General features: G+C 42.5%; 11 protein-coding genes. 8 read left to right on the top strand and 3 right to left on the bottom strand.

The features are described 5' to 3' along the window. Positions 1 to 282 precede the first annotated feature (282 nt). Positions 283 to 1,332, top strand: coding sequence for an oxygen-dependent tRNA uridine(34) hydroxylase TrhO (gene trhO / locus BC643_RS05105; RefSeq protein ID WP_120272072.1), 1,050 nt, complete (start codon positions 283 to 285; stop codon positions 1,330 to 1,332). After that, on the top strand, positions 1,325 to 2,320 hold the full coding sequence (locus BC643_RS05100) for a tRNA dihydrouridine synthase (RefSeq protein ID WP_120272071.1): 996 nt from the start codon (positions 1,325 to 1,327) through the stop codon (positions 2,318 to 2,320). Before trhO ends, BC643_RS05100 begins: the two co-directional genes overlap by 8 nt. Here the strand turns inward: BC643_RS05100 and BC643_RS05095 are convergent, their stop codons facing one another. The 3 genes from BC643_RS05095 to trhA all read right to left on the bottom strand — a co-directional run bounded on the left by BC643_RS05095 (position 2,321) and on the right by trhA (position 3,998). Then, positions 2,321 to 2,677 (bottom strand): NifB/NifX family molybdenum-iron cluster-binding protein, encoded by a 357-nt coding sequence (locus tag BC643_RS05095; RefSeq protein WP_120272070.1) that lies wholly within the window; start codon positions 2,675 to 2,677, stop codon positions 2,321 to 2,323. Positions 2,678 to 2,829: 152 nt separating this feature from the next. Beyond that, positions 2,830 to 3,201 carry a methionine-R-sulfoxide reductase gene (locus BC643_RS05090; RefSeq protein ID WP_120274152.1) on the bottom strand — a complete coding sequence of 124 codons (372 nt, stop codon included), beginning with the start codon at positions 3,199 to 3,201 and terminating at the stop codon, positions 2,830 to 2,832. A gap of 149 nt (positions 3,202 to 3,350) precedes the next feature. Continuing rightward, positions 3,351 to 3,998, bottom strand: a complete 648-nt coding sequence (gene trhA / locus BC643_RS05085; RefSeq protein ID WP_120272069.1) for a PAQR family membrane homeostasis protein TrhA — start codon at positions 3,996 to 3,998, stop codon at positions 3,351 to 3,353. Between the two features lie 200 nt (positions 3,999 to 4,198). Here trhA and BC643_RS05080 point away from each other — a divergent pair, with 200 nt between their 5' ends. From BC643_RS05080 to BC643_RS05055, 6 genes are all read left to right on the top strand, one after another. Continuing rightward, positions 4,199 to 4,789, top strand: coding sequence for an RNA polymerase sigma-70 factor (locus tag BC643_RS05080; protein ID WP_170154456.1), 591 nt, complete (start codon positions 4,199 to 4,201; stop codon positions 4,787 to 4,789). Positions 4,790 to 4,876: 87 nt separating this feature from the next. After that, positions 4,877 to 5,881 carry a FecR family protein gene (locus tag BC643_RS05075; RefSeq protein WP_120272067.1) on the top strand — a complete coding sequence of 335 codons (1,005 nt, stop codon included), beginning with the start codon at positions 4,877 to 4,879 and terminating at the stop codon, positions 5,879 to 5,881. A gap of 337 nt (positions 5,882 to 6,218) precedes the next feature. Then, positions 6,219 to 9,398: a TonB-dependent receptor gene (locus tag BC643_RS05070; protein ID WP_170154455.1), complete on the top strand. Its 3,180-nt coding sequence runs from the start codon at positions 6,219 to 6,221 to the stop codon at positions 9,396 to 9,398. 12 nt (positions 9,399 to 9,410) lie between these two features. Beyond that, positions 9,411 to 11,093 (top strand): RagB/SusD family nutrient uptake outer membrane protein, encoded by a 1,683-nt coding sequence (locus BC643_RS05065; protein ID WP_120272065.1) that lies wholly within the window; start codon positions 9,411 to 9,413, stop codon positions 11,091 to 11,093. 240 nt (positions 11,094 to 11,333) lie between these two features. Beyond that, positions 11,334 to 12,908, top strand: a complete 1,575-nt coding sequence (locus BC643_RS05060) for a glycoside hydrolase (protein WP_120272064.1) — start codon at positions 11,334 to 11,336, stop codon at positions 12,906 to 12,908. Between the two features lie 60 nt (positions 12,909 to 12,968). Continuing rightward, complete coding sequence (locus BC643_RS05055; RefSeq protein ID WP_211337989.1) at positions 12,969 to 14,999, top strand: BNR repeat-containing protein; 2,031 nt, start codon at positions 12,969 to 12,971, stop codon at positions 14,997 to 14,999. Positions 15,000 to 15,005 lie beyond the last annotated feature (6 nt).

Here is a 15,005-nt window from a genome sequence, read left to right as displayed (position 1 = left end):
ATTTCCGACCCGCGTTAAAAAATCCTTAAAATTTCTTAATAAGTGATAATGGCATTCGCTTTTTTGAGTCGTAAGTAATTGTTATACAGATGTTAAAAATATGGTTTATGTTGTAGAATATGTGTTCTGATTCGGTCTGTTCCGGGTATTTCGCTTCAAAATAATATGAATTTACATTGTGTTAATTTTTATCACGACTATTTTTTTATTGAGAACAGACATAAGGGTCTTATTATCCTTTAAGGGAAAAAGTTATCTTTGCCAAAAAATAAAAAACACGAGATGCAACTGTATAATAAATACAACAAAGAAGAATTAATCCAGCGATTACACGCGGAGGATTTCGAGCGAACTACCATTTCATTCTACCGTTATGTACGGATCGATGATCCTCAGGCCTTTCGGGACGAACTTTATAAGGAGTGGTTTGAGTTAAGCTGTTTTGGTCGTATTTATGTTGCTCGTGAGGGAATTAATGCGCAAATGAGCGTGCCCAGCCATTATCTGGATAATTTCCTGCAGAAGCTTGATGGCAGACCGGAATTGGTGAATATGCCGATCAAATATGCTGTTGAGGATGATGGCAAATCGTTTTATAAATTGACAATTAAGGTGCGCCCGAAAATTGTAGCCGATGGTTTGGACGATCAGGCGTTCGATGTGACCAATGTTGGTAAGCATTTGACGGCTGAAGAGTTTCATTCCCATATTGGAGACCCCGAAGTTTTAGTCGTCGATATGCGTAACCACTACGAGAGCGAGATTGGCCATTTTGAGGGTGCTATTTGCCCGGAGGCTGACACTTTCCGTGAAGAAATTGAAATGGTGGTGGATCAGTTACAGGAGGAAAAGGATCGCAAGATTTTGCTTTACTGTACCGGCGGTGTTCGTTGCGAGAAAGCGAGCGCTTATTTAAAGCACCACGGTTTTCAGGATGTTAATCAGTTGCACGGTGGTATTATTGAATATGCCCGCCAGATAAAACAGTTGAATTTGGAATCGAAGTTCATCGGTAAAAACTTTGTTTTCGATGATCGTTTGGGAGAGTCGATCAGTGGCGACGTTATTTCTCACTGCCACCAGTGTGGTCGCAAGTGCGATACGCATACAAACTGTGCGAATAACCTTTGTCACATTTTATTTATACAGTGTCCGGAGTGCGCCGCCCAGTACGATGGTTGTTGCGGTGATGAATGTAAAACGGCTCTGCACGCACCTGAAGAAGAGCGCGATTTGTATGTTAAAGCATTTCAGCGTAAGTTTGGCAACCGAAAAGCCTTTCGAAAAGGATTTAGCCAGAAGATAGAACACTTTGATTTAAGATATGAGTAGTTTTTGGAACGAAATAAAAGCGCCGATCATGGCGCTTGCTCCCATGGAAGATGTTACCGACACCTCTTTTCGTGAGTTGGTAACGCGGATTTCCGATCCCGCCTGCCTGCACATTCTGTTTACAGAATTTACAGCAGTGGATGGCATGAACCATCCGGTGGGGAAGGAACGTGTTTCGGAGCGTTTGATTGTGAGCGAATCGGAACGAAAACTGTTGCAGGAAAAAGGAATTAAACTGGTTGCTCAAATTTGGGGTAACAAGCCGGAGGTGTTTCATAAAGTAGCCAAAGAAATTACAGAAGAATATGGTTTTGATGGCTTGGACATTAACATGGGTTGCCCGGTAAAGAATGTTGTAAAGCAAGGCTCATGTAGCGCGCTGATTGACCAGCCAACTTTAGCGCAGGAAATCATTTTGGCAACGAAAGAAGCCACTCATTTGCCGGTTTCTGTAAAAACACGTACTGGTATTAAAAAACACGATACAGACCGCTGGATTCGCCAGGTAATTGAAACGAAACCGGCGGCTATTACGCTTCACGGAAGAACACAGAAGCAGCAATCGGATGGTTTGGCAGATTGGACCGAGATTGCCAAAGCAGCCCGTTTGCGCGATGAACTGGCACCTGAAATACCTTTCCTCGGGAACGGTGACGTGCTATCTTATCAACAGGCTTGTCAATATACTTCCGAGTACGGTCTGGATGGAATCATGATTGGACGTGGAATCTTTCACAATCCCTGGTTTTTCAATCCCGAGGAAACGGAGCGGTCAAAAGAAGAAAAGTTGGAGCAACTCGTTCTGCACACCAAGTTGTTTGAACGCAACTGGAACGGGAAGAAGAATTTCAATATCTTGAAGCGATTCTATAAAATCTACACCAACGGTTTCGCGGGTGCTTCAAAGATGAGGGCGGAACTAATGAACGCCAACAATTACGACGAGGTTTATCGTATTGTTGACGTCCACAGTGATTGCACAGTCTGATTAGTGTGAACACTCGCCGTGTTCGGTACAGATTGTAAAGTTTTTGAAGTAATCCTTGCGAATATAGCGATCCAAAGCTTCCTGTATTGAGCATTTGAAACCGGCAACAACTTCAATGTTTTGATGTTGGAGTTTGCGAATAGCGCCTTCACCAATACCCGAAGCAAGCATCACGTTCACATTTTGTGCCGCTAATTCTTCGGCTAAATTCGATTTACATCCGCATTCTTTTGATGTTGTCAGTTGACTTTCAGCAACAATCTCGTTTTTGTCATTTAACTCGTAAACCGTAAAATAATCACAATGACCAAAGTGGTTATCAACGTGGTTGTCCTTTGTCGGGATTGCTATTTTCATATCTGAAATAATTTAATTTGAACTAGCGATCAATATTTATTGCGCAAATATAGAGAACAAAAGTTCAAAATAGTTTATTTCGAATAAAATTTAACATTTAGAATTCTGATGCTGATAAATGCGTTTGCAGCAGCGCATACCTGGTGGAGGGTTTATTCCTTTTCTTCCTCTGGCGTAAAGTTCAACGACACCGAATTCACGCAATGGCGCGTATTTTTCTTGGTAAATCCTTCGCCGTAAAACACATGTCCCAAGTGGCCACCGCAATTGGCACAGGTAATTTCGGTTCGCCGGCCGTCTGCATCAACCGATTTTTTGACTGCTCCCGGTATTTCATCATCAAAACTCGGCCAGCCGCAACCCGAATCAAATTTGTCGGTTGATTTGTAAAGTGGAGCGTTGCATTGTTTACAAGTGTAAGTTCCGTCTTCGTGGTAATTGTAGTACTTCCCGGTAAAAGGGCGCTCCGTTCCTTTTTCCTGAATTACAAAACGTTCAAAATCGTTTAAGTGATTGTATTCCATCGCTTCTGTTTTTGTGTTTGACTTGTTCGGCTGCGGGAAACACGGCTTTGCAGCGCGAGCGAAATCAAAAGTGAACACTTCATCGTATTTTTCACTGTACGACAAACTTTGGCACCCTTTTGTTCTAGCAGCACTGAAATCTAGCGGGATTAAATCGGGAGTAAATAGAGAAAGGCAAAAAAGTGACAAACCGAACCACCAAGGATGAAAAAGTGAAAGACCAGGTGGAAAAACGGAACTTTGGGGAAAAGGTAAAAAATAGCTCCGGTTGTGTAACTTAAACCTCCGGCCAGCAGAAACCAGAGCGAGGTATTGGGCACATATTTGATCATTGGAGCTGCTGCTACGATGACGAGCCAGCCCATAATAATATACAGCAAGGTTGAAATGTTGCGCCAACGTGGTTTGTAGAACCACATTTTGAAGACAATTCCAGCAATGGCCAGCGACCAGATTAGTCCGAAAAGTGTCCAGCCAACCCAACCGCGAAGCGAAGTTAAGGTGATTGGCGTGTACGAGCCGGCAATTAGAATATAGATGGCAGAGTGATCGAATTTATTCAGTTTCTCCTTCAGTCGAGGCTTTTTGACACCGTGATAGAGCGTTGATGCCAGGTATAGCAGAATCATGCTAACACCAAATACCGAAAAACTAACGATGTGCCATACGTTGCCGTAAAGCGCGCCGAACACATTCAGCAACACCACCCCGGCAATTGCCAATGCCACGCCGATACCATGAGAGATACTGTTCGCAATCTCTTCCGCCTTTTTTAACTTCAGTCTTTTCAGGTTCATTTGAGGTGGTTTTTACGCTTGTAAAAATATAAAAAGGAAATTCCTGATTGCGCCCTTCGAACACCGTAATCAATAAATATACTTGAAGGTGTTGTAGATGAGTTAGTTGATCTGTAGTGTCGGTTTTTATATTTAATATTGCATATGAAAGTGGACAAAATAATTTAAGTTCGCATTTCAGAACAAATTTAAAGATAAAATTGGCGGTACATACGAAATACCTTGATGACAACGATATTCTTGAGCAAATAGCGAAAGGAGATTTGGGTGCTTATCGGTGTTTATTTGACAAGTATTTTGCAGAGCTATGTAATTTCCTTTTGATTTATCTTCGGGATAAATCGTTTGCTGAAGAAGTTGCCTTGGATATTTTCGCCGTTGTTTGGGAACGAAGGGAACAACTCCATGTTCATACAAATATAAGAGCCTACCTTTTTACAGCTGGAAAAAATAAGGCAATCAGTATATTTCGGCGGTCCAAGCAACATCTGCTTTCGAGTCTAGATGTTGAAGATCAGCCTACGATTTCTGATTTGAGTTCGGAACAGTACCTCGAAAATAAAGAATTGCGGGAATTGATTAATCGTGCAATCGCGTCTTTGCCGGAGCAAAGTCGGAAAATATATCAGTTAGCTTGGGAAGAAAATCTTTCGCATAAGGAAATTGCCGAAAAGTTGGATTTAAGTCCTAAAACAGTCGAAAATCATGTTGGAATAGCCCTTCGTAAACTTCGCGAACAATTAAGTCCCTATTATAGGCAAATTTTTCTTCTCTGTATATCAGGGTTTTAGTTGTATCTAAGAGAAATTTTCTAAAAAAAGATAGATCTCATTGAGGGATTTTTTCATGGCTGGCGTCATACCTATAACAAAAAGCTTATGAAAAAAACTCAAACACCATGGGAAGCAATAGGAGCTTATCTGGATAACAGGTCGGATAAGGAGAACGAGGCGATCGTCAAAGAATGGTTGAAACAATCACCTAAAAATGTTCGGCAGTTTAAAGAGATTGTTGATACCCGTTATTTGACACAACAGAAAACGGATCGTTACCAGCCAAATACCGAAAAACTATGGGGCGAGTTGATTGAACGGATACAGCCGGTTCAGAAAAAATCGAAGCGTTTGTTAATGCCTTATTTGAAATACACCGCTATTGCAGCAGCAATTGTGCTGGCATTTCTCGTTGGCAAAATTCAGCACTCTGGTGAGAATGCTAATGTCGGCCTATCTCAACTTTATTCCACTTTGTCCACCGAACCAGGCGAGCGCTCCCACATGATGTTACCCGATGGTACTAAAGTGTGGCTGAATACCGACTCTGAGTTAAAATATGCTTCTGACTTCAATCAGGAACATCGGGATGTATATGTGACCGGCGAATGTTATTTCGAGGTGGCGAAAAATGCCCGCAAACCATTTGTTGTTCACGCGAATGACTTGCAGGTTAAAGTATACGGCACGCACTTTAATGTGAAGGAAAGCTCCAAAACAAAGCAATCGGAGGTTACACTTGTTGAAGGCAAAGTTGAAGTGTTGAGTCCCGAAAACAAATCCTTATCTTATTTAAGTCCTGGTGAAAAGTTGACGTTAAAAGGAGACAAATACCGGATTGATAAAGCAGAAAATCCCAAAGTGCTCATTGCTTGGACGCAGGGAGTACTTGTTTTTGTAGATCAACCTTTTGAAGAAGTTGTTAGCTACCTGGAAAATTGGTACGGCGTAACGATCCAACTCGATCAATCGCTACACAATAATCACCGCTTTACGTTTAAAGTAAAAACTGAAAGTTTACGTGAGGTTCTTGAGTTAATCTCCGTAATCACACCAATTCAATACAATATTGATGGAGAGAAGGTATTCATAAAGTCGAAAAGATCTTAAAAATAAAAACAGGAAAGGCGGCCACCTTTCCTGCTTATATATCAATTGTCAAACCGAATCCGGATTACAAGACTTACCGCTAAATAGGACTGTAAAACAGATTCATAACTGATCGTGTAAAACTATGAAAAAAAAACGTTTGAATCGGTGCAGGAGATATTCGTGCACAAAAAAAATGCTTTTATCTATGAAGCTTACCCTAATTTTAACCCTACTCTCGACGTTTACCGTCTTCGGAGGGAGTTTTGCTCAAAGCTCAAAACTAAATCTAAAACTTCAAAACAGACAAGTTAAGGATGTTTTGAATGAGATTGAAGATCAATCTAACTACTCTTTTATGTATGACAATAAGCAGGTCGATGTTAACAGACGTGTGAGTATTGAGGTGCAAGGAAAAAATATCGACGAAGTATTAGCAGATATTTTTGCAGGAACTAATGTGTCTTACAAAGTCATCGATCGTCATATCATGCTTGTTGCTAACGAATCCCATTCTTCCAACATGCAGCAAAGTGTCAAGGTTACAGGTAAGGTCGCCGATAAATCGGGGCAGCCCTTGCCAGGTGTTACCGTAATGATAAAGGGTACAACCCAGGGAACAATTACCGATTTTGACGGAGTTTACACCCTCGATGATGTTCCAGGAGACGGAATACTGGTCTTTTCATTTGTTGGGATGCGTTCTCAAGAGATTCCTATCATGGGACAATCAACCATTGATGCAACTCTTCAGGATGAGACAATTGGTTTAGAGGAAGTTGTAGCTATTGGTTATGGCACACAAAAACGCGCGACATTGACGGGTTCAATCGCCGAGGTGAAAGGACAAGAACTTAAACGGAGCCCTCAGCCAAACTTGTCGAACTCACTTGCAGGAAAATTTTCAGGTGTAATTATAAACAACCGTAGTGGTGAACCGGGATACGACGATTCTAATTTCTACGTTCGTGGTTTGGCCACTACTGGGAACAACGATGTATTGGTTGTTGTAGATGGAGTTCCTGGTCAGATCGGAGGTCTGTCTCGTCTGGATCCCAATGATATTGAGAGTTTGACAATCCTGAAAGATGCTTCAGCGGCAGTTTATGGTAGTCGGGCGGCCAATGGTGTTATCTTGGTAACAACAAAACGAGGGGAAAGCGGAAAGCCAACCTTGACATATAGTTTCAATTACGGTCTTTCCCTGCCAACTCGTCTTCCTGATATGGCCGATGCTGCCACTTACGCTGAAATCATGAATGAAATTGATTATTACAATAATCCCGACGGAGGAATGAATCAGTTTTATAGCGAGGCGGAGATTCAAAAGTTTAGGGATGGTTCAGATCCACTCAACTATCCAAATACCAACTGGGCAAAAGAAACGTTGAGAAATGCCACTCCTCAAACCAAGCATAATATTTCATTGACCGGAGGTAGTGAGAGCCTGAAATATTTTGTTTCTATCGGTCGGCTATCTCAGGACGGTCTGTATAAAGACGGAGTGACTAAATATGAACAATCGAATATTCGCACAAATATCGATGCGGACATCACCGACAGATTGACCTTCGGTGTCAGTATCTCCGGGCGGAAAGAAGATCGAAGATATCCAATCGCGTCTGCTGGTGATATCTTCCGCTCCATCTATCGAGCCTATCCAACTGTTGCTGCTCGTTTCCCGAACGGTTTACCGACTTCAGGTATTGAAAACAATAACCCAATCCTGATGGCGACGGATATTGGTGGTGTAAATAACAATCCGACTTACGTGCTTAATACGATCTTGAAGGCGTCCTATGAGATTCCCAAAATCAAGGGTTTGACCGTTGATGGCGTTTATGCGTTGGATAACTCGTGGTCGTTCAGTAAAGCCTTTTCTAAACCCTATTCGGTTTATGATTATGATTCATCAAGCGATTCTTATTCTGAAACAATTACGGGAGGTTCGGCAGGAAAGGCCATGTTGACTGAAGGACAGGAAAATACGTCTTTAACAACAGCAAGTTTAAAATTGAACTACGAAAAACGCTGGGGTGAACACCAAATTAAAGCGTTAGCCGGTTATGAGCAAAGTGAGAATAAACAGGAAACATTTGAAGCGATAGCTTACAATTTCCCCACAACGGAAACACCGGAATTGTCGCAGGGAGGATCTGCTTCAACAGATAAGGAAATATCGGGTAGCAGCTATAAGTACACTCGTCGAAGCTACTTCGGACGTCTGGCATACGACTATAAAGAAAAATATATGTTGGAAGGCCAAATGCGTGTAGATGGATCCTCAATTTTCCCGGAAGGGGAGCGTTATGGTTTCTTTCCGGCAATTTCTGCCGGTTGGAGGATTTCTCAGGAATCCTGGTTTGCTGATAATGTAAACTTCATGCAGAACCTTAAACTTCGTGCTTCTTACGGAGAATTGGGTAACGATAACGTCGATCAGTTCCAGTATTACAATAACTTCTCATTCAACAATCAATATGTAATTGGATCGGACGTTCATGAAGGGATCGACTTGGTAAAACTGGCAAACCCCAACATAACCTGGGAGGTTGCTAAAAAGACAGATATCGCTCTTGAAGGCTTGCTTTTTGACGGTTTTTCGTTTGAGTTCATTTATTTTCAACAAAACCGTTCAAACATTTTGGCTGCCAAAAATGCGTCAATTCCCTCCGTTTCCGGTATTGTAAATGGTTATGATGCAGATCCGCTTGTCCCCTACGAGAACATCGGTAAGATCGACAATAAAGGTTTTGAATTAAATCTGGGCTATAAGCATCGTCAGGGAGACTTTTCTTATAATATCGCAGGTAACCTGACTTATGCAAAGAACAAAGTGATTTTTGTTGACGAAGCAGCCGGTACTTTAGATTACCAGAAAGAAACTGGGAAAACACTGAACAGTTACCTGCTATATAATGTGATCGGTATTTTCAGAACCCAGGATGATTTAGACAATAATCCACATTTGTCAGGAGCTCAACTTGGTGATTTGATCTATGAAGACTACGATAAGAATGGCGAAATTACAGCAGATGATCAAGTCCGGTCAAAATACAGCAATATTCCTGAAATTACTTTTGGTTTGAATTTAAGCGCGAACTGGAAGAATTTCGATTTCTCGATGGTATTTGCAGGGCAGGCTAAAGTTTCACAATATGTTTTGCCGGAGTCAGGTACAGTGGGGAACTTCTATAGTTCATGGGCAGACAATAGATGGAGTCCTACCAATATTAACGGATCATATCCTCGCGTTGATACACGAGCTTCTTCTTCAATCAATGGTGGACTATATCAAAACAATTTCTGGTTGAATGATGCTTCATTCGTTCGTCTGAAAAACCTGGAAGTAGGTTATACAGTGCCTAACATTGTCCTGTCTAAAATCAATATCAAAGATGTTCGCTTTTATGTAAGTGGTTTCAACCTGTTTACAATTACAGGGGTCAAAGATTATGACCCGGAAGGAAGCAGCGAGAGTGGCCAGTTCTACCCGCAACAGAAAATCTTCAACTTTGGTATAAATGTTAAATTCTAATTGAACCGAACTATGAAAAATATAATTTCAAAGATATTTCCGGCAACATTCCTGCTGTTTATCGCATTGGCCGGCTGTGAAAGTGACTTTCTGGATATCACGCCAACAGATCGTATTGCAGAGACAACGTTGATCGCAGACTCGTCTTTATTTGAAGACTTCGTAATCAATCGGTACTTGGGTGTTCGTTTACAAAACAAAGAGGGAGAAGGGACGAATCCCGGTTTTGGACGTGGATTTGAATATGCCCTGTGGAGCGCTCTTACGGATGAATCTATGTACACGAACGATGATAATACATGGCTAATTCAACGCGGGCAACTAAGCCCGGAAAACTTGGGTATTGCCGGGACAATTTGGGGACGTAGCTATAGAAGTATTCGTGAATGCAACTACGCGTTGTCCATTTTACCAGACGTAGAGATATCGGAAAGCTCAAGAACTCGTTTAGAAGCAGAATTGAAATTTATTCGCGCCTATCGTTATTTCGATTTAGTCAGGAATTACGGAGAAGTTGTCCTTTTGGGAGATAAGGTTTATGGTTTAGGTGATGACTTCTCGGATGGAGAGATTTACGAAAAGTCGGGTTTATCGGATGGTGTTGATTATGTTGTTGCACAGTTAACCGAAGCTGCATCTGATCTGCCTTCTACCTATACGTCAACATGGGAAAAAGGAAGGGCAACAAAAGGAGCAGCATTAGCATTGAAAGCTCGTATGTTGCTTTACGACGCCAGTCCTTTATACAATGATGGAGGTAGCGTAACGTCAAAATGGACAGTTGCTGCTGCAGCTGCGAAAGCTGTTATGGACTTAAACATCTATAGCTTGTATTCAGACTACGGGAGTTTGTTTTTGTCTGAAGATAATGATGAAAGTATTTTTTCCCGCTATTATGTCACCGGTGCGCGTCACGTGTGCCTTGAGATTGCGTATGGTCCGAATGGCTACGGAGGTTGGGGAGGTGTTACTCCTTTCCAAAACCTGGTGGACGCCTATGAAATGAGTAATGGTCTACCTATTGATGATGCATCATCCGGTTACGATGATCAGAATCCCTATGTGAACCGCGATCCCCGTTTTTATGCAACGATTTTATACGATGGTGCTGAATACAGGGGCCGCGAGGTAGAAACTTTCATTCCAGGCGGCAAAGACAGTAAAGACGGAAGTTCAAACTGGAATACGTCCAAAACGGGTTATTACCTGAGAAAATGGATGGATGATGACAATCCGATTGATAACCCCTGGAACGTTGCCGGATTGCAACCATGGCCGTATATCCGCTATGCAGAGGTTCTGTTAAGCTATGCAGAAGCTCAAAATGAAGCAGTAGGGCCGGATCAGTCGGTGTATGACGCTATTGATGAGATTCGTGAACGTGCCGGAATGCCCGATTTACCCACAGGGTTATCTCAGTCAGAGATGCGCGATCGGATTCGGAATGAGCGTCAGGTAGAGTTAGCCTTCGAAGAACATCGTTATTATGATGTTCGTCGTTGGATGACAGCAGATGTAGTTGAGAATGAACCCGGATATGGTATTCGAATTACAAAGGATGGTGATTCATATACCTACGAGCGTACTGTGGCGCTTACCGGAAGAAGTTTCGAAACGCAACATTATTGGTTGCCAATTCCTCGTGAAGAAATATTAGCTTCCGATAATCAACTGGAACAAAATCCAAACTACTAATTATACATACCCAAGAGCCCTCCGATACTTACGGGGGGCTCTTTGTTTTATCGCCAATTTTACGATTTCAGATGATGAGTCGTTGGAATCATTTAAGTATAATTCACGAAAATTTTAGGAAGGTCGTAGCCTGGTCGCTGCAAAAAGCGTCAATGCAGATTCATTGCTGGTCGATGTGAAATCTGAAGAGTCGAATCAGGAAATGCAATGGACAGGTTCAATGCAAATTAATCAATCGATATGAGAAAATATTCAAAAATAAGATACTTCATGTTGTTCTTCGCTTTTGTTGGCTTGCTAAACTGCTCCGCCGGCATATCGGAGGATAATGACGAAAGTGAAAACGAATCACCATTAGTTTACACACTTAAGCCGAATCAGGAGTACCAAACAGTTCAGGGTTTTGGTGCTTCAGATGCTTGGGCTTGCCAGTTTGTCGGTGCAAACTGGGCAGATGAGAAAAAGGAACAAATAGCCGATTGGTTGTTTAGTTCAGATACGGATATTGATGGAAATCCCAAGGGGATTGGTCTTTCGGTATGGCGTTTCAATATTGGAGGAGGAAGTACAGAGCAGGGAAGTGAAAGTGATATCGAGGATTCCTGGAGAAGAGCAGAAAGTTTTCTAACCGGCCCGGATCAGTACGATTGGACCAAACAAGCCGGTCAACGGTGGTTTCTTGAGGCTGCGAAGGTAAGAGGAGTTGAGGACTTTATTGCTTTTGTGAATAGTCCTCCAGTGTTGTTGACAGAAAACGGCAAAGCATACTCATCATCGCCTGATCAATATAACCTGGCCGAGGAAAATTATGCAGCCTATGTTGATTTTCTTGGAACGGTTTTGCAGCACTTCTCCAATGACGAAGGAATTGATTTTAATTATATTAGTCCGTTTAATGAACCTCAATGGGATTGGATGTCAGCCGGACAGGAAGGTACACCTGCACAAAACAGCGAGATTGCTGCATTAACCAGGTTGTTGAATGACAAGCTCGAAGGTCAGAGCAGTTCCACTAAGATTGAGATCCCAGAAACGGCTCAGATCGATTATTTGTTTGAGACTTCCGATAAAGAGGGGCGAGGAAATCAAGTAGAGGAATTTTTTAGTTCGTCGAGTGAAAATTATGTTGGAAATCTGTCTCGTGTTGCACATAAAATAGCAGGGCATAGTTATTTTTCAACCTGGGATTTTGATCACAGGGATGACGTTCGGCAGACGTTGGTTGAAAAGATAAATACGGTGGACCCTTCGTTAGAATATTGGATGAGCGAATACTGTATTCTGGAGGATAACGACATGATTCAAGGCTCTGGAAAAGATCTGAGTATGACCGCTGCTTTATATCTGGCACGAGTAATTCATGCAGATTTAACAAAGGCTAATGCATCTTCCTGGCAGTGGTGGACTGCTATTAGCCCCTATGATTACAAAGATGGATTGATATATATTGATAGAAACGAAAATGATGGTGCCGTTTCGGACTCAAAAATGCTTTGGGTGTTGGGAAATTATTCTCGCTTTATTCGGCCGGGCATGAAGCGTATCGAGGTGAATGATTCCGAAGTGAGCAGTATGGAGTTTTCAGGTTATGAAACAGATAATGGAAAACAGTTCGTTTTCATTATTCAAAATTATAAACCAATAGCTAACGAATTCCAGTTGTCTGTTGACAATGTGGATGACTACAATTTCAAAGCATATCTGACCTCTTCGGGCAATGACGAGAATTTAAAATTGGTTAACTCCGGAAGTGTAGGAGACACGATAACTCTTCCGGGGAACTCAGTAATGACTGTTGTTCTAGAAGTTAACTAAATGGCTTATTTAAGATCTTTATTGCATTTTTCAGATCAGTTAGTGGTTCAATAATTTGAAATGAAAGGCTGTTCGAGTTATTTCGGGCAGCCTTCTTTCTTTAATCCGGAATTTGGAGATAAATTTAAAGGCACCGATCTTGGTGCATCGGATTACCAGACAAAAAGAACAGCCATGTTTAAACAAAAGAAACGATTGAAAACACGAGCCTCGGCAAATTTGCTGAAATCAATAACCGGTTTGCTTTTGACAATACTACTGCTAAGCTGTACGCAAACAAAGGAACGAGCTGCTAACCAGTTGACTGAACGTTTTCAACTAGCAAAAGAAGGTGCCTGGTGTTGGTTTGCCGATCCGCGGGCATTGCATTACGAGAATGAAGCCGGCACAATCAACAAAACTTATATTGGCTACATCGATATTCACGGGAACATAAAAGCAGCGCAGCATGATTTCAAAACCGGGGAGACGCAGGAGGTTCTGGTACGATCCTGGTTTCAACCTGACGATCATGATAATCCAACCTTTTTGGTACTGCCTGATGAGCGCGTGATGATCTTTTACTCCCGACACACCGACGAGCCCTGCTTCTACTATCGTGTTTCGAAGCAGCCGGGTGATATCACGGATCTTGGGCCAGAGATGAAGATTGAAACTCAAAATAATACAACATATCCGTCGCCTTTCATTTTGTCGGATGATCCCGATCATTTCTATTTGTGTTGGCGAGGAATCAGCTGGCACCCGACGATTGCGAAGCTGACCTTGCCCGACGAAGCAGATCATGTTGAAATTGTTTGGGGCCCCAAACAAATCGTGCAATCGACTGCCGCCCGGCCGTACGCCAAATATACCAGCAATGGCAAGGATAAAATCTGCATGGCATATACCACCGGCCATCCGGATCCCACGATCCCCAACTGGTTATATTTCAATTTTATCGATATCAATTCGATGGAGTTGGAGGATGTAACCGGTAAGGTAATTTCCAAGCTTGGTGAAGGCCTTCACCATGTTGCAGCGACACAGGAGTATAAAGCCGAATATCCGAGTGCTGTTGTTGATGACTCGCAGTTGCGGGATTGGCTATGGCAGGTTACCATGGATAAAGACGGCAAGCCGGTGATTGCCATGGTGCGGATCAGCGAAGACAAAAGCTCGCACGATTATTATTACGCGCGGTGGACCGGAAGTGAATGGCAAAAGACCTTTTTGACGAATGCTGGTGCCCACTTTCACCAATCGCCCGACATTGAAAAATGCTACAGTGGCGGTTTGGCCATCGATGATCAGAATCCAAACGAAGTTTATTGCACGGTTCCGGTTGAAGGAAAACACGGCAAAGTGTACGAGTTGATCAAATATACCGTAGACGACACAGGGAATGTGAGTCGGACGGATACGCTGACGAAAGATTCGGAGTTCAATAATGTGCGACCTTTTATCATTCCTAATCGTCGCAAAACACCACTGAAACTGACATGGATGTACGGCAACTATTACGACTGGATTGTGAGCCGCGAGCGTCCGCTTGGTTTCAATACCTCCATTTATACCGACTTCAATTTGAAAGGGGAAAAGGTTGACTTGGATGCCGGAGTCACGCATTACGAAGCTGATCCGGTTCATGGAAACGAACATCGCTCGTTTTATCTGTCCGAAGCCACAGAATTCTCGGTATTCCTGGATTTGGATCTGGATTCGGCAACATACAGCGGAGAGCTGCTTTCGTGGGAAAAGCTTGGATATGGTATTGAGAAAGGAAGTATGAAAACCTACGTCCGTTTTGATGGCAAAATTTATCGTAGCAACAACCTGCTCGGAACCTCTGATAGTTGGATGGAGAACGCCCGATCAACCAATGGACGCTGGTGTGCGCCAGTAAAATATCCGTCGGTATTGTTAACGCTGGTGTATGCAGACGGCGTGCTTTCTGTTTATGTGAACGGGCTTCTTAATCAGGTTGTGCCGCTGAGCGATTTTCACGAAGTGCAGTTTGAAGTTGGCAATCTAGCTTCGAAAATAAAGCTTTGCCGGATTTACAACCGAAAATTAAATTTTACCGAAATTAGCCGTCTTTCGGGCAATTGACGAAAG

The organism is Mangrovibacterium diazotrophicum, assembly GCF_003610535.1.
GTDB lineage: Bacteria > Bacteroidota > Bacteroidia > Bacteroidales > Prolixibacteraceae > Mangrovibacterium > Mangrovibacterium diazotrophicum.
The sequence above is the reverse complement of the archived record's forward strand: the minus strand, read 5'-3'. Positions and strand labels throughout refer to the sequence as shown.